Below are 20,822 nucleotides of genomic sequence, written 5' to 3' on the forward strand. Positions count from 1 at the left end.
GCGTACCTGCACGGCACGCGCATCGGCGTGCTGGTCGAGTACACCGGCGCGGAAGAGCAGGTCGGCAAGGACGTGGCGATGCACATCGCCGCGATGAAGCCGGTCTCGCTGTCGTCGGACGACGTGCCGGCCGACCTGATCGCCAAGGAGCGCAGCATCGCCGAGCAGAAGGCCGCCGAATCGGGCAAGCCGGCTGAAATCGTCGCGAAGATGGTCGACGGCGCGGTCCAGAAGTACCTGAAGGAAGTCTCGCTGCTGAACCAGCCGTTCGTGAAGAACGACAAGCAGACGATCGAGCAGATGCTCAAGGCTGCCGGCACCACGGTGCAGAAGTTCGCCCTCTTCGTGGTGGGCGAAGGCATCGAGAAGCGCCAGGACGACTTCGCCGCCGAAGTGGCCGCGCAAGTCGCTGCTGCAAAGCAGCAATAAAACCGGCGCGTCGCCTGCCTGGCGCTTCGTCGCGAGGCAGGCGCGGCCGCAGTTGTTGCAGTACCGCAGTTAGCATTGCAGTTAGTGCTGTTGTAAGCCGCAGCGGAGCAGTTCGCCGCGGTGGGCAGCGTTGCGATGGCGCGCACGGCAGTCCCCGTCGTGCGCGGCGTCGGAAATCTTCGCTATTTCTGGCGGCGCTTGCCCGAAGCCGTATTTCACCCCTACAGTTTCAAGTTATTGCCCTTTGCGCGCGATTCTGGATACCTCCATGCCCACACCCGCCTATAAACGCGTCCTGCTCAAACTTTCCGGCGAAGCCCTGATGGGCGACGATGCCTTTGGCATCAACCGCGCCACGATCGAACGTATGGTGGCAGACGTGGCCGAGGTCGTGCGGCTCGGCACCCAGCTCGCAGTCGTGATCGGCGGTGGCAACATTTTCCGCGGTGTAGCGGGCGGCGCGGCCGGCATGGACCGTGCAACCGCAGACTACATGGGCATGCTGGCGACGATGATGAACGCGCTCGCGCTGCAGGACGCCATGCGTCACGCAGGCATCGAGGCGCGCGTGCAGTCCGCGCTGCGCATGGACCAGGTCGTCGAGCCTTATATCCGTCCGCGCGCGATCCGTCAGCTCGAAGAGGGCAAGGTCGTGATCTTCGCCGCGGGCACGGGCAACCCGTTCTTCACCACCGACACGGCAGCCGCCCTGCGCGGCTCGGAAGTCGGCGCCGAAGTCGTGCTGAAGGCCACCAAGGTCGACGGCGTCTACTCGGCAGACCCGAAGAAGGATCCGACGGCCACGCGCTACTCGACGATCAGTTTCGATGAGGCAATCGGCCGCAACCTGCAGGTGATGGACGCGACGGCGTTCGCACTGTGCCGCGACCAGAAACTGCCGATCCGGGTTTTTTCCATCGTCAAGCCCGGTGCGCTCAAGCGCATCATTCAGGGCGAAGACGAAGGTACGCTCGTCCACGTGTAAACTCTCGTCTGACGAGAAATTCGAACACGGGCCGCGCCGCCCATCAGCGCGCTGGCGGGCCCGTTCCGTTATGAAGGTTCGGAGGTATCAAAATGGCTGTGGCTGACATCAAGAAGGGCGCCGAGCAGAAAATGCAGCGCTCGATCGAAGCGTTCAAGAGCGACCTGGCGAAAATCCGCACGGGCCGCGCCCATACCGGTCTGCTCGACCACATCCAGGTCGACTACTACGGCTCGCCCGTGCCCATCTCGCAGGTCGCGAACCTCACGCTCGTCGACGCGCGCACGATCGGCGTCCAGCCGTGGGAAAAGAAGATGGTCCAGGTCATCGAAAAGGCGATCCGCGAGTCGGATCTCGGCCTGAACCCGGCCACGCACGGCGACCTGATCCGCGTGCCGATGCCCGCCCTCACCGAAGAGCGCCGCAAGGAACTCACGAAGGTCGTCAAGAGCGAAGGCGAGACGGCGAAGGTCGCCGTGCGCAACCTGCGCCGCGACGCCAACGAGCAACTCAAGAAGCTCGTGAAGGACAAGGAAATTTCCGAAGACGACGAGCGCCGCGCCGGTGACGACGTCCAGAAGCTGACGGACCGCTTCGTGGCCGAGATCGACAAGCTCGTGCAGACGAAGGAAGCTGAGATCATGACGGTTTGAGGCCGTCCGGCTCCTGGTTTTGCCAGGGTTTCCGCGGTTTCCCCTTTTTATTAGCAGTTTCAGTCTGACGGCCATGACCTATACCAGCTCAACCGTTCGAGTGCCCGACGTGGCGGCAGTGCCGCGCCACATCGCGATCATCATGGACGGCAACGGCCGTTGGGCAACTCAGCGCCGCCTGCCGCGCGTCGCGGGCCACACGCGCGGCGTCGACGCCGTGCGTTCGGTCGTCGAGGCGTGTGTGGAGCGCGGCGTCGAGTACGTCACGCTATTCGCCTTCAGCTCCGAGAACTGGCGCCGACCGAGCGCCGAAGTCTCGTTCCTCATGCGCCTGTTCGTCACGGCGCTGGAGCGCGAGGTGGCGCGCCTGCACGCGAACGGCATCCGTCTGCGTGTGGTCGGCGACCTGTCGATGTTCAATGAGCGCATCCAGGACCTGATTCGGCGCGCGGAGACCAAAACCGCGCGCAATACCCGTCTCACACTCACGATCGCCGCGAACTACGGTGGCCGCTGGGACATTCTGCAGGCGACCCGCAAGCTGGTCGAAGAGGCCGCTGCCGCGGGCCAGCCCGTGCCCGTCACCGAAGACGCACTCGCCCAGCATCTCGCGATGGCCTACGCGCCCGAGCCTGATCTCTTCATCCGCACGGGCGGCGAGCAGCGGGTGAGCAATTTCCTGCTCTGGCAGCTCGCTTACGCCGAGTTCTATTTCACCGACACGTTCTGGCCGGATTTCGACGCCGAAGCGCTCAACCGCGCCATCGTCTCGTACGCCGAGCGCGAGCGCCGTTTCGGGCGCACGAGCGCGCAGGTCGTAGGCCAGAACGCCGATTCGATTTCATGCTAAAGACCCGCGTCATCACGGCGCTCGTCCTGCTAGCCGTTTTCCTGCCGATCACGCTGTTCGCACCCGTGGCGGCGTTCGGCGCGCTGATCGGCGTCGTGGTCGTATTTGCCGCCTGGGAATGGGCGCGTCTGCTGAAGGCAGGCGCGGCGGGCTCGATTGTCTACGCCGTCATCGCGGCGGCCGTGGTGGGCTTGAGCACGCGCCTGCCGGCGCCTCGGCCGCTCTTTCAGGCGGCGGGCGTGTTCTGGATCATCGCGGGGCCTTATGTGCTGCTGCGCAGGCCCGTGCTGGCCGCGGGCGCATGGCGGGCCTTCCTGCTGGCCGCCGGGCTCGTTCTCTTTGCCGCCTGCTGGCATGCGCTCGTCGCGGCGCGCACGGCGGGCGTGGCGTTCGTTCTGTCGCTTCTCCTTGTCGTCTGGCTGGCCGATATCGGCGCATACTTCGCGGGTAAGGCATTCGGAAAGCATAAGCTCGCGCCCGCAATCAGTCCCGGCAAGACCTGGGAAGGCGCCGTGGGCGGCTGGGCCGCCGTGATGGTGGTGTCCGGCGCTGCCATTGCGCTACATGCGTTCGAGCCCACGCTGTATTCCGCGCTCGCGGCCAGGATCGGGCTTGGCCGTGCGCTGTTTGTCCTTACCGTGCTGGTCGCGTTCAGCGTGATCGGCGATCTGTTCGAGTCGATGCTCAAGCGCCAGGCCGGCGTGAAGGATTCGAGCGGTCTCCTGCCGGGCCACGGTGGGGTGCTCGACCGCATCGACGCGTTGCTGCCCGTGCTGCCGCTCGCCATGCTGCTGCTCGGTTAGAGATTTCAATATGCAAAAACGACTCACATTGCTCGGTTCCACGGGCTCGATTGGAGACAGCACGCTCGACGTGGTCGCGCGTCATCCGCAGCGCTTCTCGGTCTATGCGCTCACGGCGCACCGCAACGGCGACAAGCTGGTCGAACAATGCCTGCGCTTTGCGCCGGAGGTGGCCGTGGTCGGCGACGCCGACACCGCTGCAAAGGTCGAGCGCAAGCTGCGCGAAGCCGGTTCGAAGACGGCCGTGACCTACGGGCCGCAGGCGCTCGTCGAAGTCTCGAACAGCGACGGCTGCGACACGGTGGTCGCCGCCATCGTCGGCGCGGCGGGCCTCGCGCCCACGCTCGCGGCGGCGAAGGCCGGCAAGCAGATCCTGCTCGCCAACAAGGAAGCGCTCGTGATGTCGGGCGACATCTTCATGGGCACCGTGCGCGACAGCGGCGCGGTGCTGCTGCCGCTCGACAGCGAGCACAACGCCGTGTTCCAGTGCCTGCCGAACGACGGGCGCGAAGGCGCGCGGCATGGCGGCGTGACGAAGATCATCCTCACCGCGTCGGGTGGTCCGTTCCGTACGCGTGAGCCCTCGACGCTTGTGAACGTGACGCCCGACGAGGCCTGCAAGCATCCGAACTGGTCGATGGGCCGCAAGATCTCCGTCGACTCGGCCACGATGATGAACAAGGGCCTTGAAGTGATCGAGGCGCACTATCTGTTCGATCTGCCGGGCGAGCGCATCGACGTGCTGATTCATCCGCAGAGCGTGATTCACTCGATGGTTTCGTACGCCGACGGTTCGGTGCTCGCGCAACTGGGCAACCCCGACATGCGCACGCCGATCGCACACGCGCTCGCGTTTCCCGAGCGCGTCGATTCGGGCGTGGCGCAGCTCGACCTGGCCGAGGTTGCGACGCTCACGTTCGAGAAGCCCGATTACACGCGCTTTCCGTGCCTCGCGCTCGCCATGCAGGCGCTGGCCACCGGCGGCGTGGCGAGCGCGGCGCTGAACGCGGCGAACGAAGTCGCGGTGGAGGCATTTTTGAACCGGCGCATCGGCTTCATGGCGATCGCCCAGACGGTGGACGCCGTGCTCAACGCGCTCGAGAACCGAAGCGCGTCGAGCCTCGAAGTCGTGCTCGAAGCCGACGCGGCTGCCCGCCGCGCGGCTCACACTATCATCGACAGCTTGCCGGTGCCGGCCTGACGGGCCGCCGAGGGGCTCGCCTGAAGGGTCTCCATGTGGCCCCTCGGGCCCACGAGCCTGGCTTCAGGGCCCCTCCCGCACCGGTGCGCTGCTCCCAGCCAAGGAGGTGCCAATGAACCTGCTAACCGAACTGGTCGCATTCGTCGTGGCGATCGGCGTGCTGGTCGTCGTGCACGAGTACGGGCACTACGCCGTCGCGCGCCTGTGCGGCGTGAAGGTCCTGCGTTTCTCCATCGGCTTCGGCAGGCCACTCGCACAGTGGGTCAGCAAGAAGAGCGGCACCGAGTGGACGATCTCGGCGTTGCCGCTCGGCGGCTACGTGAAGATGCTCGACGAGCGGGAGTCACCCGGGAAGATTCTCGAGCAGGATCTGCCGCATGCGTTCAACCGGCAGTCGGTCGGCAAGCGCATTGCGATCGTCGCGGCCGGGCCCATCGCCAATTTCCTGCTTGCGATCGTGCTCTTTTCGGTGGTGTACGCGAGCGGCGTGACGGAGCAGACGGCAATCGTCGCGGCGCCGCCAGCACGGTCGGCCGCTGCCCAGGCGGGTTTTCAGGGCGGCGAGACGATTCTTTCGGTGAGCGATGCAAATGGCAGCGACACCGAGTCTGTGCGTTCCTGGTCGGATCTGCGCTGGAAGCTGCTTGCGTCGGCGTTCGATCAAGGACGTGTCGTGCTTTCCGCACGCGATGGCGCCGGTACCTACGATTTCCCGCTCGATCTCTCGAAACTCACCAGCAAGGACCTCGACGACGACTTCATGTCGAAGCTCGGTCTCGAGGCCGGCGGCAGCACGCTGAGGGTGGCTGCCGTGGAGGCGGGTAGTGCGGCGCAGCAAGCGGGGTTGCAGGCGGGCGATCAATTGCGTGCCATCGACGGCCGCCCCGTCGACAGCGCGAGCACCTTCATCGCCTACGTGAAGGCGCATGCGGGCAAGCCCGTGCGGCTCACGGTCACACGCGAGGACACGGCCCGCCATACGCAGCAGACGCTCTCGCTCACGGCCACCCCCACACTGCAGCGCGACGCGCAGACGGGCGAGGAAGTGGGGCGCATCGGCGCGGCGCTTTCGTCGCAGGCGCCTTCGGTGGACGTGCGCTACGGGCCGCTCGAGAGCATGCGCCTCGGCGTGTATCGCACGTGGGATATCTCGGTGTATTCGCTGCGGATGTTCGGCCGCATGGTCACGGGCGAAGCATCATTGAAGAATCTGTCGGGCCCGGTGACGATTGCTGACTATGCCGGCAAGAGTGCAAGACTCGGGCCATCGGCGTTCCTTTCGTTCCTCGCCCTTGTCAGCATTAGCCTCGGCGTGCTGAACCTGCTCCCAATTCCGGTTTTGGACGGGGGGCATCTGTTATATTATCTGGTTGAAGCCGTAACGGGCAAAGCCGTATCGGATCGCTGGCAGCTTGTACTGCAGCGAGCGGGGCTGGCCTGCATCGTCGCGCTGTCGGCGATCGCGTTGTTCAACGATCTGGCTCGGTTAATCCATTTCTAAAGAAGTCTGGCGGCGTCCGAGGGCGGGCCGCCCGATCTGATGCAGCTATACACAATTGGGGAAGCACGTTGTTTAGACCTCATCGCTTGGTTCCAAAAACGGTTGCGGCCGCGGCGATTGCCGCACATGGAGTCGTTGCGCACGCAGCAACGACGCCTTTCGTGATTCAGGACATCCGCATCGAAGGACTGCAGCGCGTCGAGCCGGGCACGGTGTTCGCCTATCTGCCGATCAAGCAGGGCGATACGTTCACCGACGACAAGGCGTCCGAGGCTATCCGCACACTGTACGCGACGGGCTTCTTCAACGACGTGAAGATTGCCACCGAAGGCAACGTGGTGGTGGTGCAGGTGCAGGAGCGTCCCGCAATCGGCACGATCGATTTCGGCGGCATTCACGAGTTCGATAAGGACAACCTCACCAAGGCGCTGCGCGCGGTCGGCCTCTCGCAAGGCCGCTATTACGACAAGGCGCTCGTCGACAAGGCCGAGCAGGAGCTCAAGCGGCAGTACCTCACGCGCGGGTTCTACGCCGCCGAGGTCACGACCACGGTCACGCCGATCGACCGCAACCGCGTAGGCTTGCTGTTCTCGGTGGTCGAAGGTCCGAGTGCGAAGATCCGCCAGATCAACTTCATCGGCAACAAGACGTACAGCACCGGCACGCTGCTCTCCGAGATGCAGCTTTCCACGCCGAACTGGTTCTCGTGGTACACGAAGAACGACCTGTACTCGAAGGAAAAGCTCACGGGTGACCTCGAGAACGTGCGCTCGTACTACCTGAACCACGGCTACCTCGAGTTCAACATCGACTCGACGCAGGTTTCGATCTCGCCCGACAAGAAGGACATGTACCTCACCATCGGGCTGCATGAGGGCGAGCCGTACAAGGTGTCGGCCATCCATCTGGCCGGCAACCTGCTCGACCGCGAGGCCGAGCTCAAGAAGCTCATCAAGATCAAGCCGGGCGATACGTTCTCGGCCGAGAAGCTGCAGGCCACGACGAAGGCGATCGTCGACAAGCTCGGTGAATACGGCTACGCGTTCGCGACCGTCAACGCGCTGCCGCAGATCGACCAGGCCAATCACACCGTCGATCTCACGCTGCAGGTCGATCCGAGCCGCCGCGTGTACGTGCGCCGCATCAACGTGGTGGGCAACACGCGTACACGCGACGAAGTCGTGCGCCGCGAAATGCGCCAGCTCGAAAGCTCGTGGTTCGATTCGAACCGCCTCGCGCTTTCGAAGGACCGCATCAACCGTCTGGGCTACTTCACCGACGTCGACGTGACCACGGTGCCTGTGGAAGGCACGCCCGACCAGGTGGACGTGAACGTGAAGGTCAACGAAAAGCCCACCGGCGCAATCACGCTGGGTGCGGGCTTCTCGTCCACGGACAAGGTGGTGTTGTCGGCGGGTGTCTCGCAGGACAACGTGTTCGGTTCGGGTACATCGCTTTCCGTGAACGTGAACACCGCGAAGACGTACCGCACGCTGGCCGTCACGCAGGTCGATCCGTACTTCACGGTGGACGGCATCAAGCGTATTACCGACGCGTACTACCGTACGTATCAGCCGCTGTACTACTCGACCGATTCGAGCTTCAAGATCGTCACGGCGGGCGCCGACCTGAAGTTCGGCATTCCGTTCTCGGAAGTCGACACGGTCTACTTCGGCGCGGGCTTCGAGCAGGACACGCTCGATATCGATTCGAACACGCCGCAGAGCTACATCGATTACGTGAACGAGTTCGGCCGTGTCTCGAACAACGTGCCGCTCACGGTTGGCTGGTCGCGCGACGCGCGTGATAGCGCGCTCGTCCCGAGCCGCGGCTACTTCGTGCAATCGAACGCCGAATACGGCACGCCGATTGGCGCAACGCAGTACTACAAGGCCGACGTCCAGGCCCAGTACTACTACTCGTTCGCGCGCGGCTTCGTGCTCGGTCTGAACTTGCAGGGCGGCTACGGCAATGGCCTCGGCGGCAAGCCGTACCCGATCTTCAAGAACTACTACGCGGGCGGTATCGGCTCGGTGCGTGGTTACGAGCCGAGTTCGCTCGGTCCGCGCGACGCGACGACGAACGACCCGATCGGCGGCTCGAAGATGGTCGTCGGCAATATCGAGTTGACCTTCCCGCTGCCGGGTACGGGTTATGACCGGACGCTTCGCGTCTTCACGTTTGTTGACGGTGGTAACGTCTGGGGCGACGAAGGCAATACCAGCACTGGTGCCAATGGCCTGCGTTACAGCTATGGCTTCGGTCTCGCGTGGATTTCGCCAATCGGCCCGCTCAAGCTGAGCATGGGCTTCCCGATCGTGAAACACACGGGCGACCAGTACCAGAAGTTCCAGTTCCAGATCGGGACGGCATTCTGACGACATTTCAGCCCGGTGCCGCGAAGCGTGGCGCCGGAACCCAAAGAAACGAGAGGATGACTTTGCTAACGGGTATGTTTTCCAGACGGGCGATCGGGGCAATGACTGTGTCGCTGGCGCTTCTCGCTTTCGGCACGGGCGCCGCCCAGGCTCAGGAAGCGAGGATCGCGGCGGTGAACTCCGACCGTATCCTGCGCGAATCCGCCCCCGCGAAGGCCGCGCAGACCAAGCTCGAAGCCGAATTCGCCAAGCGCGACAAGGATCTGCAGGACATGGCGCAGCGTCTGAAGACGATGTCCGACGCGCTCGACAAGAACGGCGCAGCGATGTCCCCGAGCGACCGCGCACAGAAGCAGCGCGATCTTTCGGCGCTCGACAGCGACTTCCAGCGCAAGCAGCGCGAGTTCCGCGAGGACCTGAACCAGCGCCGCAACGAAGAACTCGCAGCAGTGCTGGACAAGGCGAACAAGGTGATCAAGCAGATTGCCGAGCAGCAGCACTACGACCTGATCGTGCAGGAAGCGGTGTACGTGAGCCCGCGCATCGACATCACCGACCAGGTGCTGAAGGCGCTCGCGGCAGCCAACAGCACCGGCAGCAGCAACAGCAACAGCAACTAAGGCGGGAGCAGCACGCGCATGGCATTTACGCTTGAGGACATCGTCGGGCGGTTCGGCGGCGAGGTGGTGGGCGACGCGACGCAGCGCGTCGGTTCGCTGGCTCCGCTCGACCAGGCTGGTCCGCAACAGCTCGCGTTCCTCGCCAATCCGAAGTATCTGGCCCAGGTCGAGACGACCAGCGCGGGCGCGGTGCTCATCAGCCCGGGCGACCTTGAAAAGCTCGCGTCGCGAGACGGTCGCAACTTCATCGTCACACCGAACCCGTATGCTTACTTCGCGCGTGTCGCGCAGGCATTCATCGAGCTCGCCGCGCCGAAGGCGCAGCCAGGCGTGCATGCGAGCGCGCACGTCGACGCGAAGGCCCAGGTGGCCGCGAGCGCGGTGATCGGCCCGAACGTCACGATCGAGGCGGGCGCCGTGATCGGCGAGAACGTGAGGCTCGACGCGAATGTGTTCATCGGGCGCGGCACCCTGGTGGGTGAGGGTTCCCACCTGTATCCGGGTGTGACCGTGTACCACGGCTGCAAGCTCGGCGCGCGCGCCATCGTGCATGCGGGCGCCGTGATCGGTTCGGACGGTTTTGGCTTTGCCCCCGATTTCACGGGCGAGGGCGACGCGCGCAAGGGCAGCTGGGTCAAGATTCCTCAGGTGGGCGGCGTGGCCATCGGGCCGGACGTCGAGATCGGCGCGAACACAACGATCGATCGTGGCGCGATGGCCGACACGATCATCGAAGAGTGCGTGAAGATCGATAACCTCGTGCAGATCGGCCACAACTGCAAGATCGGCGCGTATACGGTCATCGCGGGCTGCGCGGGCATTGCGGGCAGCACGACGATCGGGCGCCATTGCATGATCGGCGGCGCGGTCGGCATTGCGGGGCACGTCACGCTGGGGGACTACGTGATCGTCACGGCGAAGTCGGGCGTCTCGAAGTCGCTGCCGAAGGCCGGCATCTACACGAGCGCATTCCCGGCCGTCGATCACGCCGACTGGAACAAGAGTGCCGCGATCCTGCGCAACATCGACAAGCTGCGCGAGCGTATCAAGGCGCTCGAGGCGACGGTCGCGCAGAAGCCGCAGGCCAGCGAATAAGAAAGCAGTTTTGAGGTAGCGGACGGCGTATCGCGCAAGTGGTACGCCGCTTTGCGTAACGGGTCCAACCACCGCGGGTCCAACCGCCGCGGGGCCAGGCGCCCTGGGCTACCCGCCTGGGGCTACCCGCCTGGGGCATTCCTCATGCACGGGAGGCCGGGCGTAGCGCATACTTCGCGTCAGCGCGGGCCTGTTTGGACAATTCGCGCGGGCCCGTTGGGGCACGCCGGGCGCATCGAATATCGAAATCGAAAGTCACACGCGCAATTCCTGCGTGAGCAGAACCACCATGAACATCGAAAAACTCAACTTCGACATCCACAAGATCCTCACGCTGCTGCCGCACCGCTACCCGTTCCTGATGGTGGACCGGGTCATCGAGCTGGAGCCGCACAAGAGCATCAAGGCGTTGAAGAACGTGACGGTCAACGAGCCCTTTTTCACCGGCCACTTTCCGCAGCGTCCGGTTATGCCCGGCGTGATGATTCTCGAGGCGCTGGCGCAGACCGCCGCGCTGCTCACGTTCTCGGAAGAGGAGCAGGACTTCGAGAACACGCTGTATTACTTCGTCGGCATCGACGGTGCGCGCTTCAAGCGCGTGGTCGAGCCGGGCGACCAGCTCATCCTCAACGTGACGTTCGAGCGCTATATGCGCGGCATCTGGAAGTTCAAGGCGCAGGCCGAAGTGGAAGGCGTCGTCGCCTGCGAGGCGGAACTCATGTGCACCGTCAAGAAAATGGACGCGGCGCAATAAGGTGCGTCGCCGCATGCCGTAACGCGCCGGAAGGCGCCTCGGCACGGTAACAGAATCGGAGAGCGAGGACGAATGAGCAGGATCCATCCCACTGCGGTCGTCGAGTCTGGCGCGCAGATCGACGAGTCGGTCGAGATCGGGCCGTACGCGGTCATCGGGGCGAACGTCACCATCGGCGCACGCACGCAAGTCGGATCGCACAGTGTGCTGGAAGGCCACACGACGATCGGCGAAGAGAACACGATTGGCCACTACGCCTCGATCGGCGGCCGTCCGCAGGACATGAAGTACAAGGGCGAGCCCACGAAGCTCGTGATCGGCAACCGTAATATGATCCGCGAGTTCACGACGCTGCACACGGGCACGGTGCAGGACACCGGCGTGACGATCATCGGCGACGACAACTGGATCATGGCCTACGTGCACGTGGGCCACGACTGTCGCCTCGGCAACAATGTCATTATGTCGAGCAACGCTCAGCTCGCGGGCCACGTGATCGTCGACGACTATGCGATCATCGGCGGCATGACCGGCGTGCACCAGTTCGTACGCATCGGCGCGCACTCGATGGTGGGCGGCGCCTCGGCGCTCGTGCAGGACGTGCCGCCGTTCGTGGTCGCGGCCGGCAACAAGGCGGTGCCGCACGGCATCAACGTCGAAGGCCTGCGTCGCCGCGGCTTCACGCCCGATGCGATATCGGCGCTGCGCTCGGCGTATCGCACGCTGTACAAGAACGGGCTCTCGCTCGAAGAGGCGAAAGTGCAGCTCGCCGAGCTCGCGCAGGCAGGCGGCGACGGCGACGAGCACGTGAAAGCACTGCTCGACTTCGTCGAGCAGTCGCAACGCGGCATCATCCGCTAACCGATGGCGCTGCAAACGCGTCCGCTGCGCCTTGCGATGGTCGCCGGCGAGCCGTCCGGCGACCTGCTCGCGGCCTCGTTGCTCGCGGGTCTCAAGGCCCGCTTGCCAGATACTACGCAGTACTATGGAATTGGCGGCCCGCGCATGATGGCCACCGGCTTCGACGCGCACTGGCCGATGGAAAAGCTCTCGGTTCGTGGCTACGTCGAGGCGCTCAGGCACATTCCCGAGATTCTGCGCATTCGCAACGAGCTCAAGCATCAGCTGTTGGCCGACCCGCCCGACGTCTTCATCGGCGTGGACGCCCCCGACTTCAACTTCGGTCTCGAGCACGCGCTGCGCGATGCGGGCATTCCGACGATCCACTTCGTTTGCCCATCGATCTGGGCATGGCGCGGCGGGCGCATCAAGAAGATCCAGAAGGCCGTGGATCATATGCTGTGCGTGTTTCCGTTCGAAACGGCGATTCTCGAGAAGGCGGGTGTGGCGGCTTCTTACGTGGGCCATCCGCTCGCCGACGAGATTCCGCTCGAGCCCGATGTGGCCGGCGCGCGTCGCGCGCTTGGCTTGGCCGAAAGCGGGCCCGTGATCGCGGTGCTGCCGGGTAGCCGCCGCTCCGAGATCAACCTGATCGGGCCGACGTTCTTCGACGCGATGCAGATCATGCAGCGGCGCGAGCCGGCGCTGCGCTTCGTGATGCCGGCGGCGACGCCCGCGATCCACGTGCAGTTGCAGGAGCTGGCGAACCAGCATCAGGGGCTTGCGCTCACGATCATCGACGGCCAGTCGCAGCTCGCGATGACGGCCGCCGACGCGATCCTCGTAAAGAGCGGCACCGTCACGCTCGAAGCGGCGTTGCTCAAGAAGCCGATGGTCGTTTCCTACAAGGTGCCCTGGCTTACGGGGCAGATCATGCGTCGCCAGGGCTATTTGCCTTATGTGGGCCTGCCCAACATCCTCGCGGGTCGCTTTGTCGTGCCGGAGATCCTGCAGCACTTTGCGACGCCCGAGGCGCTTGCCGAAGCGACGCTCACGCAGTTGCACGACGAGGCAAACCGGCGCACCCTCACGGAGGTGTTTACGCAGATGCATCTGGCGCTGCGTCAGGACACGGCGTCGCGCGCGGCCGAAGTGGTCGCGCGCGTCGTCGAAGCTCGCAGGGGGCGCACATGACCGAGGGTGTGACGAGGCCGCGCGCGCGTGCTAAGTCGCCGGCGGCGAAGGCCGCAAAAGCCGCAAAAGCCGCGAAAGCCGCGGTGAAGTCGCCCTCGCAGGCGGCGCAAAAGCGCGCGGCACGACAGATTGAGGCGCAGCAGGCAGGCTTGCTGTTCGAGTCGCCGGACGACGTCATCTGTGGCGTGGATGAAGCGGGGCGCGGTCCGCTGGCCGGTCCGGTGGTCGCGGCGGCCGTGATTCTCGATCCGGCGCGGCCGATCGAGGGACTCGACGATTCCAAGGCGCTGAGCGCGAAGGCACGCGACGCGCTCTACGAACAGATCGTCGAGCGCTCGCTCGCGTGGTGCGTGGCCTCGGCCACGGTCGAGGAAATCGATACGCTCAACATCCTGCACGCGACCATGCTCGCGATGCGGCGCGCTGTCGAGGGTCTCAGCATCACGCCGACGCTCGCGAAGATCGACGGCAACCGCTGCCCGGTGCTGCCGGTGCGCAGCGAAGCCGTGATCGGCGGCGATGCGCTGGTGCCGAGCATTTCGGCGGCATCGATCATCGCGAAGGTCACGCGCGACCGCATGTTGCTCGAGTTGCACGACCGGCACCCCGTGTACGGCTTCGACGCGCACGCAGGCTACGGCACGCCGCAGCATCTCGCCGCGCTGCGCGCGCATGGTCCTTGCGAGCACCATCGGCGCTCGTTTGCTCCCGTGCGCGAAGCGTATGCGCTCCATGGCATCGTTCTGCCCGGTGCGGCGACGTTGGTGAGCGACGCGGCCAATCTGGACGGCGACGCCTTCGCGGCCGCCTGAACTGGCAGCTGGACTGCACACGAAATCGCCCGATTCTGTGGCCCACGCAAGCCGGCGCCGCCTCGGATGGCGCCGTTTTCCTTTCCACCCATCCTCTTCTGAATCGCCAGGCCCGCTCGTGAAAGCCATTACCTCACGCGACAATCCGCTCTACAAGCGCCTGAAGGCGCTGGCCGGCTCGACGCATCAGCAGCGGCGCAGCCATCAGGCCCTGCTCGAAGGTTTCCATCTTGCGAGCGCCTGGCTCGATGGCGGTTCGCAGCCCGAGTACTGCGTGGTGACCGAAGGCGCGCTCGCGCACGAGGAGGCGCAGGCGATCGTCGCTCGCGTGGACGAGCGGCGCGTGGTCACGCTGCCCGACGCGCTGTTCGGGCAACTCTCGAACGTTGTGCACGGCGTGGGATTGCTGCTGCTCGTCGACATGCCCGAGGCGCAGCTCCCGCAACGCGTCGAATCGACCTGTCTCGTGCTCGACGGACTGCAGGATGCGGGCAATGTCGGCTCGATTCTGCGTAGTGCGGCGGCGGCTGGCATCGACAGGGTGTTCTGCACGCCGGGCACGGCTTACGTGTGGTCGTCGAAGGTGCTGCGCTCGGCAATGGGGGCGCATTTCCTGTTGCAGGTCTTCGAGAACGTCGAGCCGCAAGCGCTCGTCGAGTTGCTCGGCGTGCCCGTCGTGATCACCGATTCGCACGGCGCGCAGGCAATCGACGAAACCGATCTCACGGGCCAGCTTGCCTGGGTGTTCGGCAACGAAGGGGCGGGCGTCTCGCAAGTGTGGCGCGACGCGGCGGCGCTGCGTGTAACGATTCCGCAGCCGGGCGGCATGGAATCGCTCAACGTCGCGGCGGCGGCGGCCGTGTGCGTGTTCGAGCAGTGCCGGCAGCAACGCCGTGCGCGCTGAATCCTGAAGCTTGTCGACGGTCGCAACGAAAAAGGCCTGCGCGATGCAGGCCTTTTTCTTTTCGATTCACGCGCGAGTGCGCCGCATCAGTGCCGCGTCAATACGAGGGCTTGTCGATGCGGATCTCCTGCAGGATCGTCGTGGCGATCTCCTCGATCGACTTGTGCGTCGAGGAGAGCCACTTGATGCCTTCGCGCCGCATCATCGCCTCAGCTTCGTTGACTTCGTAGCGGCAGTTTTCCAGCGCCGCGTACTTGCTGCCCGGACGACGCTCGTTGCGGATCTCGGTGAGGCGCTGCGGATCGATGGAGAGCCCGAAGATCTTCGAGCGGTGCGGTAGCAGCGAATTCGGCAGTTTGCCGCGTTCGAAATCGTCGGGAATGAGCGGATAGTTCGCGGCCTTCACGCCGTATTGCATGGCGAGATAGAGGCTCGTCGGCGTCTTGCCGCTGCGTGAGACGCCGACGAGGATCACATCGGCGTCGGCGAGGTTGCGGTCGGACTGGCCGTCGTCGTGCGCGAGCGAGAAGTTGATTGCCTCGATGCGGTTCTTGTATTCGTCGGTGTCGGCGTTCTGGTGGCCGCGGCCCATCGCGTGGCTCGACTTGAGCTCCAGCTCCTGCTCGAGCGGCTCCACGAAGGTCTGGAACATGTCGAGCACGAGCGCGTTCGCGCGCTTGACTATCTCGTTCGAGTTGCTGTCCACGAGTGTCGTGAAGACGATCGGGCGGCGCCCTTCATGTACGGCGGCTTCGTTGATCTTCTCGGCGGTCGCGTAGGCCTTGTCGGTCGAATCGACGAAGGGCAGGCGCACGAGACGGAATTTCTGGTCGAACTGCGACAGGATCGAATGCGCGAACGTTTCGGCAGTGATCCCGGTACCGTCGGAGACGATGAATACGGTTGGCGGCATCGGTTGAGGCTGGGTACGTGAGCTGCTGGGTCGCTCGGGAACGGGCTTGGGCACCCGGAAAGCGCCGTTCGGCGGGACCGAGGCGCAATTCTCGCCGACTGGCACAAATTCCAGAGGCGGCACGGTAGAATAGCGGCAACCTGTTGGATAAGCAATTGCAGTGCAACCACGCCAAACGGCCGCCTATCGCGGTGCTTTCTGGTGCCAATTTGCAGCGATTCCGTCTAACTCCGCGTAATCGCGCGCATCTTCGTGCTTTTCCGCTTTGTGGAAATTCGCTCGCTGCATGTGAGCGATTGTTTCTCCAACAGGTTGCGCAAGACGCGAATCCGTTTCCAATAAACAGACCGCGTTCGAGCCCACTTGCGCAATCGTGAATTTTTTTCACACTTAGGGGCTTGTATGACTAACACCGTTGCAAAGGATCAGGCGTATGTAGTGCCTTTCGAGCAGTTGCGGATGACCGATGTCGAGGTCGTGGGCGGCAAGAACGCCTCGCTCGGCGAAATGATCAGCCAGTTGGCTGAGGCAGGCGTGCGTGTCCCCACGGGTTTCGCAACGACTGCGCTCGCTTTCCGCGACTTCCTGAAGCACAACAACCTGACCGAACGGATCGCCGCTCGTCTGGAAACGTTCGACGTCGACGACGTCAAGGCGCTGGCCGAAGCGGGCAAGGAAATCCGTCAGTGGATCATTGACGCGCCACTGCAGCCGAAGCTCGAAGCGGACATCCGCGCGGGCTTCGAAACGCTGCAGAACGGTTCGCCGGCTGAGCTCTCGTTCGCCGTGCGTTCGTCGGCGACCGCGGAAGACCTTCCCGACGCATCGTTCGCCGGTCAGCAGGAAAGCTACCTGAACGTGGTGGGCATTGAAGACGTGCTCGATCGGCTCAAGCACGTGTTCGCGTCGCTCTACAACGACCGCGCCATTTCCTATCGTGTCCACAAGGGCTTCACCCACGCCGAAGTCGCGCTTTCGGCTGGCGTGCAGCGCATGGTCCGCTCGGACTGCGGCGCCGCCGGCGTGATGTTCACGCTCGACACGGAATCGGGCTTCAAGGACGCCGTGTTCATCACCTCGAGCTATGGCCTCGGTGAAACGGTCGTGCAGGGCGCGGTGAATCCGGACGAGTTCTACGTCTTCAAGACCACGCTCGCGCAGGGCAAGGCCCCGATTATCCGCCGCTCGATCGGCTCGAAGCTCATCAAGATGGAGTTCACGCAACCGGGCGAGCCTGGCCGCGTGAAGACGGTCGACGTTTCGCACGAAATGCGCAACCGTTTCTCGATCACCGACGAAGACGTGATCGAGCTCGCGAAGTACGCCGTCATCATCGAAAAGCACTACCAGCGTCCGATGGACATCGAGTGGGGCAAAGACGGCCGCGACGGCAAGATCTTCATTCTCCAGGCGCGCCCGGAGACGGTGAAGAGCCAGGCTGCGGGCAAGGTCGAGCAGCGCTTCAAGCTGAAGGGCCAGTCGCAGGTGCTCGCAACGGGCCGCGCGATCGGCCAGAAGATCGGCGCGGGCCGCGTGAAGGTGATTCACGACCCGTCCGAAATGGAGCGCGTGCAGCCGGGCGACGTGCTGGTCGCCGACATGACCGACCCGAACTGGGAGCCGGTGATGAAGCGCGCTTCGGCGATCGTCACGAACCGCGGTGGCCGTACCTGCCATGCGGCGATCATCGCGCGCGAGCTGGGCGTGCCGGCCGTGGTGGGCTGCGGCGACGCGACCGACGTGCTGAAGGACGGTGCGCTCGTGACCGTTTCGTGCGCGGAAGGCGACGAAGGCCGCATTTACGATGGTCTGCTCGAAACCGAAGTCAGCGAAGTCCAGCGTGGCGAGCTGCCGGCGATTCCCGTGAAGATCATGATGAACGTCGGCAACCCGCAGCTCGCGTTCGACTTCTCGCAACTGCCGAACGCTGGTGTGGGCCTTGCGCGTCTCGAGTTCATCATCAACAACAACATCGGCGTGCACCCGAAGGCGATTCTCGAGTACCCGAATGTCGACGCCGACCTGAAGAAGGCTGTCGAAAGCGTTGCACGCGGCCACGCGTCGCCGCGCGCGTTCTATGTCGACAAGCTGACCGAAGGCATCGCCACGATCGCGGCGGCGTTCTATCCGAAGCCCGTGATCGTGCGTCTGTCGGACTTCAAGTCGAACGAGTACAAGAAGCTGATCGGCGGTTCGCGCTACGAGCCGGACGAAGAGAACCCGATGCTCGGCTTCCGCGGCGCCTCGCGTTACATCGCCGAAGACTTCGCGCAAGCGTTCGAGATGGAGTGCCTGGCACTCAAGCGCGTGCGTGAAGAGATGGGTCTCTCGAACGTCGAGATCATGGTGCCGTTCGTGCGCACGCTCAAGCAGGCGGAGCGGGTGGTCGGCCTGCTCGAGAAGTTCGGCCTGAAGCGCGGGGTGAACGGCCTGAAGCTCATCATGATGTGCGAAGTGCCGTCCAACGCGATCCTTGCCGAAGAGTTCCTGCAGTACTTCGACGGGTTCTCGATCGGCTCGAACGACCTCACGCAGCTCACGCTCGGCCTCGACCGGGACTCGGGCATGGAACTGCTGGCCATCGACTTCGACGAGCGCGATCCGGCCGTGAAGTTCATGCTCAAGCGCGCGATCGATACCTGCCGCCGCCTGAACAAGTACGTCGGCATCTGCGGCCAGGGCCCGTCCGATCACCCGGACTTCGCACAGTGGCTCGCAGAGGAAGGCATCGCGTCGATTTCGCTGAACCCCGACACGGTCGTCGAGACGTGGCAGGCACTGGCGAAGTCGCAGGCGAAGTAAGCGCCGTGTCGAGGGCGCGAGCCCTCGCCGCGCGCGAAGCTTGATGTGCGTTCCCATGCAGCTTTGCATGGTGCGGAAAAAAGTGTCAGCTTCGTGCTATAACACCCCGGTCAAGCCGGGGTGTTTTACTTTGGGAGGTCGCCGTGGGTCCGCATGGTGTGTTCTGGTGGATAGCCGCAGGCGTGCTCGTTGTCGCGGAGTTGATGACCGGCACGTTCTACCTGCTGATGATCGCGCTCGGCTTTCTGGCGGGCGCGCTTGTTTATGAGTTCGGCGCGCCGCTCGACGTGCAGATGATGGTCGCGGCGGCCGTGGGCCTCGCAGCCGTGATCACGCTACGGCGCTCCCGTTTCGGCCGTCGCCGGCGCATGACCGACGCCTCGACCGATCCCGGCGTGAACCTCGATATCGGCGCGACGCTTGCCGTCGCCGCCTGGCGTGACGGCCGCGCGCGCACGATGTACCGCGGCGCCGAATGGGATGTCGAGCTCGCGCCCGGCGAGCCGGAAGACGCCCCTCTCTATGAAATCAAGGCGATGCGCGGCAGTTGCCTCGTCGTGGCGGCGAAGCATGAGCGACGCGCGCACAAGGGGCCCGGCGCAAGCGACGCCGCCCGCCACGCGTGATCCGCCCAATACAAAAAATCGCGCCTTACCTGCTTTGAGCGCGCAAGCCAATCACACTGAAGCGAACGGAGGTTCCGAATGCAAGTCCCGGTTGTCGGCCTGATTCTCCTTGTGATCGTCGTCGTGCTGATCGCGCAGACCATCAAGATCGTGCCGCAGCAGCATGCCTGGGTGCTCGAACGGCTTGGGCGCTACCATGCCACGCTCACGCCGGGGCTGACGATCGTGCTGCCTTTCGTGGACCGCGTCGCCTACAAGCACGTGCTCAAGGAGATTCCGCTCGACGTGCCGAGCCAGGTTTGCATCACGCGTGACAACACGCAGCTTCAGGTGGACGGGGTGCTGTACTTCCAGGTGACCGACCCGATGAAGGCGTCGTACGGGTCGAGCAATTTCGTGTTCGCGATCACGCAGCTGTCGCAGACCACGCTGCGTTCCGTGATCGGCCGGCTCGAACTGGACAAGACTTTCGAGGAGCGCGACTTCATCAACCATAGCGTCGTCTCGGCGCTCGACGAAGCCGCATCGAACTGGGGCGTGAAGGTGTTGCGCTACGAAATCAAGGACCTCACGCCGCCGAAGGAAATTCTTCACGCCATGCAGGCGCAGATCACCGCCGAGCGCGAGAAGCGCGCGCTCATTGCGGCCTCGGAAGGGCGCAAGCAGGAGCAGATCAATCTGGCGGCCGGCGCGCGCGAAGCGGCGATCCAGAAGTCGGAAGGCGAGCGCCAGGCGGCCATCAACCAGTCACAAGGTCAGGCAGCGGCAATTCTCGCGGTCGCCGAGGCGAACGCGCAGGCCATCCAGAAAATCGGTGCGTCGATTCAGGAGCAGGGCGGCATGGACGCGGTCAACCTCAAGGTGGCCGAGCAGTATGTGAATGCTTTCTCGAATCTCGCGAAGCAGGGCAATACGCTGATCGTGCCTGGCAACATGGGCGATCTGAGCACGATGATCGCTTCGGCGCTGACGATCGTGAACCGGGCGGGCATCCGCGAGGGGCAGATCAGCGCGACGACGAAGGGCGCGTAAGCGCAGAACGAGAGGGACGCGCAAAAAAACAACGGGCCGCACACATGCGGCCCGTTTGCTGTCTGAACAATACCGGACGGATCAGGTGGGCGAGCGCATCAAGCGCGCCTTCTCGCGCTCCCAGTCGCGCTTCTTCTCCGTTTCGCGCTTATCGTGCAGCTTCTTGCCCTTGGCGAGGCCGATCTCGCACTTCACCCGGCCGCCCTTGTAGTGGAAATTCAGCGGCACGAGCGTGAAGCCGCGCTGCTCGACCTTGCCGATCAGCTTGTCGATTTCGTCGCGTTTCAGGAGCAGCTTGCGAATGCGTGTGGGGTCGGGCTGGATGTGCGTAGAGGCTTCGGGCAGCGGGCTGATGTGCGTGCCGATCAGGTACAGTTCGCCGCCCTTGATCATGACGTAGCTTTCCTTGATGTTGGCGCGGCCCGCGCGC

The 20,822-nt window shown here is 64.3% G+C and carries 20 protein-coding genes; 18 read left to right on the forward strand and 2 right to left on the reverse strand.

Going from position 1 to position 20,822, the window contains the following annotated elements:
• From tsf to VMJ11_RS20300, 15 genes are all read left to right on the forward strand, one after another.
• On the forward strand, positions 1 to 429 hold a 429-nt coding region (gene tsf / locus VMJ11_RS20230; RefSeq protein ID WP_325621157.1), incomplete at its 5' end, for a translation elongation factor Ts.
• 268 nt (positions 430 to 697) lie between these two features.
• On the forward strand, positions 698 to 1,414 hold the full coding sequence (gene pyrH, locus VMJ11_RS20235) for a UMP kinase (RefSeq protein WP_325621158.1): 717 nt from the start codon (positions 698 to 700) through the stop codon (positions 1,412 to 1,414).
• 92 nt (positions 1,415 to 1,506) lie between these two features.
• The gene (frr, locus tag VMJ11_RS20240) at positions 1,507 to 2,067 is read left to right on the forward strand and encodes a ribosome recycling factor (protein WP_325621159.1); all 561 of its coding nucleotides are present in this window, start codon (positions 1,507 to 1,509) and stop codon (positions 2,065 to 2,067) included.
• Between the two features lie 73 nt (positions 2,068 to 2,140).
• A complete protein-coding gene (gene uppS / locus VMJ11_RS20245) occupies positions 2,141 to 2,917 on the forward strand; it encodes a polyprenyl diphosphate synthase (RefSeq protein WP_325621160.1) in 777 nt (258 codons plus the stop codon).
• Complete coding sequence (locus VMJ11_RS20250; RefSeq protein WP_325621161.1) at positions 2,911 to 3,720, forward strand: phosphatidate cytidylyltransferase; 810 nt, start codon at positions 2,911 to 2,913, stop codon at positions 3,718 to 3,720. The genes uppS and VMJ11_RS20250 overlap by 7 nt, the downstream gene beginning before the upstream one ends.
• A 10-nt stretch (positions 3,721 to 3,730) precedes the next feature.
• On the forward strand, positions 3,731 to 4,921 hold the full coding sequence (locus VMJ11_RS20255; RefSeq protein ID WP_325621162.1) for a 1-deoxy-D-xylulose-5-phosphate reductoisomerase: 1,191 nt from the start codon (positions 3,731 to 3,733) through the stop codon (positions 4,919 to 4,921).
• A 112-nt stretch (positions 4,922 to 5,033) separates the two neighbouring features.
• Positions 5,034 to 6,422, forward strand: coding sequence for an RIP metalloprotease RseP (gene rseP, locus VMJ11_RS20260; protein WP_325621163.1), 1,389 nt, complete (start codon positions 5,034 to 5,036; stop codon positions 6,420 to 6,422).
• 68 nt (positions 6,423 to 6,490) lie between these two features.
• The gene (gene bamA, locus VMJ11_RS20265; RefSeq protein WP_325621164.1) at positions 6,491 to 8,800 is read left to right on the forward strand and encodes an outer membrane protein assembly factor BamA; all 2,310 of its coding nucleotides are present in this window, start codon (positions 6,491 to 6,493) and stop codon (positions 8,798 to 8,800) included.
• A gap of 62 nt (positions 8,801 to 8,862) precedes the next feature.
• A complete protein-coding gene (locus VMJ11_RS20270) occupies positions 8,863 to 9,420 on the forward strand; it encodes an OmpH family outer membrane protein (RefSeq protein ID WP_325621176.1) in 558 nt (185 codons plus the stop codon).
• 18 nt (positions 9,421 to 9,438) lie between these two features.
• Positions 9,439 to 10,515, forward strand: coding sequence for a UDP-3-O-(3-hydroxymyristoyl)glucosamine N-acyltransferase (gene lpxD, locus VMJ11_RS20275; protein ID WP_325621165.1), 1,077 nt, complete (start codon positions 9,439 to 9,441; stop codon positions 10,513 to 10,515).
• 289 nt (positions 10,516 to 10,804) lie between these two features.
• Positions 10,805 to 11,269 carry a 3-hydroxyacyl-ACP dehydratase FabZ gene (gene fabZ, locus VMJ11_RS20280; protein ID WP_325621166.1) on the forward strand — a complete coding sequence of 155 codons (465 nt, stop codon included), beginning with the start codon at positions 10,805 to 10,807 and terminating at the stop codon, positions 11,267 to 11,269.
• Between the two features lie 72 nt (positions 11,270 to 11,341).
• Entirely contained in the window at positions 11,342 to 12,130 is a 789-nt protein-coding gene (gene lpxA / locus VMJ11_RS20285; protein ID WP_325621167.1) for an acyl-ACP--UDP-N-acetylglucosamine O-acyltransferase, read from the forward strand.
• Between the two features lie 3 nt (positions 12,131 to 12,133).
• The gene (gene lpxB / locus VMJ11_RS20290) at positions 12,134 to 13,303 is read left to right on the forward strand and encodes a lipid-A-disaccharide synthase (protein ID WP_325621168.1); all 1,170 of its coding nucleotides are present in this window, start codon (positions 12,134 to 12,136) and stop codon (positions 13,301 to 13,303) included.
• Positions 13,300 to 14,115: a ribonuclease HII gene (gene rnhB, locus VMJ11_RS20295; RefSeq protein WP_325621169.1), complete on the forward strand. Its 816-nt coding sequence runs from the start codon at positions 13,300 to 13,302 to the stop codon at positions 14,113 to 14,115. Before lpxB ends, rnhB begins: the two co-directional genes overlap by 4 nt.
• 118 nt (positions 14,116 to 14,233) lie before the next feature.
• Positions 14,234 to 15,019, forward strand: coding sequence for an RNA methyltransferase (locus VMJ11_RS20300; protein WP_325621170.1), 786 nt, complete (start codon positions 14,234 to 14,236; stop codon positions 15,017 to 15,019).
• Positions 15,020 to 15,116: 97 nt separating this feature from the next.
• Here the strand turns inward: VMJ11_RS20300 and ppsR are convergent, their stop codons facing one another.
• Positions 15,117 to 15,932 carry a posphoenolpyruvate synthetase regulatory kinase/phosphorylase PpsR gene (gene ppsR / locus VMJ11_RS20305; protein ID WP_325621171.1) on the reverse strand — a complete coding sequence of 272 codons (816 nt, stop codon included), beginning with the start codon at positions 15,930 to 15,932 and terminating at the stop codon, positions 15,117 to 15,119.
• Between the two features lie 402 nt (positions 15,933 to 16,334).
• Between ppsR and ppsA the strand changes: the two genes are divergently transcribed.
• From ppsA to VMJ11_RS20320, 3 genes are all read left to right on the forward strand, one after another.
• Entirely contained in the window at positions 16,335 to 18,734 is a 2,400-nt protein-coding gene (ppsA, locus tag VMJ11_RS20310) for a phosphoenolpyruvate synthase (protein WP_325621172.1), read from the forward strand.
• Positions 18,735 to 18,877: 143 nt separating this feature from the next.
• Positions 18,878 to 19,360 carry an NfeD family protein gene (locus VMJ11_RS20315; RefSeq protein WP_325621173.1) on the forward strand — a complete coding sequence of 161 codons (483 nt, stop codon included), beginning with the start codon at positions 18,878 to 18,880 and terminating at the stop codon, positions 19,358 to 19,360.
• 78 nt (positions 19,361 to 19,438) lie between these two features.
• Entirely contained in the window at positions 19,439 to 20,392 is a 954-nt protein-coding gene (locus VMJ11_RS20320; protein WP_325621174.1) for a stomatin-like protein, read from the forward strand.
• Positions 20,393 to 20,473: 81 nt separating this feature from the next.
• On the opposite strand, the gene smpB is transcribed toward VMJ11_RS20320, so the two are convergent.
• Positions 20,474 to 20,822, reverse strand: a 349-nt coding sequence (smpB, locus tag VMJ11_RS20325; protein WP_325621175.1) for an SsrA-binding protein SmpB, incomplete at its 5' end; no start/stop codon positions are given.

Source organism: Paraburkholderia sp. (genome assembly GCF_035501035.1).
Classification (GTDB): Bacteria; Pseudomonadota; Gammaproteobacteria; order Burkholderiales; family Burkholderiaceae; genus Paraburkholderia.

Bases quoted from the DNA above. Each gene is read 5' to 3' on its own strand.
- fabZ (WP_325621166.1), top strand. From the start codon at position 10,805: ATGAACATCGAAAAACTCAACTTCGACATCCACAAGATCCTCACGCTG.
- frr (WP_325621159.1), top strand. From the start codon at position 1,507: ATGGCTGTGGCTGACATCAAGAAGGGCGCCGAGCAGAAAATGCAGCGC.
- ppsA (WP_325621172.1), top strand. From the start codon at position 16,335: ATGACTAACACCGTTGCAAAGGATCAGGCGTATGTAGTGCCTTTCGAG.
- VMJ11_RS20250 (WP_325621161.1), top strand. From the start codon at position 2,911: ATGCTAAAGACCCGCGTCATCACGGCGCTCGTCCTGCTAGCCGTTTTC.
- ppsR (WP_325621171.1), bottom strand. From the start codon at position 15,932: ATGCCGCCAACCGTATTCATCGTCTCCGACGGTACCGGGATCACTGCC.
- VMJ11_RS20255 (WP_325621162.1), top strand. From the start codon at position 3,731: ATGCAAAAACGACTCACATTGCTCGGTTCCACGGGCTCGATTGGAGAC.
- VMJ11_RS20320 (WP_325621174.1), top strand. From the start codon at position 19,439: ATGCAAGTCCCGGTTGTCGGCCTGATTCTCCTTGTGATCGTCGTCGTG.
- rseP (WP_325621163.1), top strand. From the start codon at position 5,034: ATGAACCTGCTAACCGAACTGGTCGCATTCGTCGTGGCGATCGGCGTG.
- lpxB (WP_325621168.1), top strand. From the start codon at position 12,134: ATGGCGCTGCAAACGCGTCCGCTGCGCCTTGCGATGGTCGCCGGCGAG.
- rnhB (WP_325621169.1), top strand. From the start codon at position 13,300: ATGACCGAGGGTGTGACGAGGCCGCGCGCGCGTGCTAAGTCGCCGGCG.
- lpxD (WP_325621165.1), top strand. From the start codon at position 9,439: ATGGCATTTACGCTTGAGGACATCGTCGGGCGGTTCGGCGGCGAGGTG.
- pyrH (WP_325621158.1), top strand. From the start codon at position 698: ATGCCCACACCCGCCTATAAACGCGTCCTGCTCAAACTTTCCGGCGAA.
- lpxA (WP_325621167.1), top strand. From the start codon at position 11,342: ATGAGCAGGATCCATCCCACTGCGGTCGTCGAGTCTGGCGCGCAGATC.
- uppS (WP_325621160.1), top strand. From the start codon at position 2,141: ATGACCTATACCAGCTCAACCGTTCGAGTGCCCGACGTGGCGGCAGTG.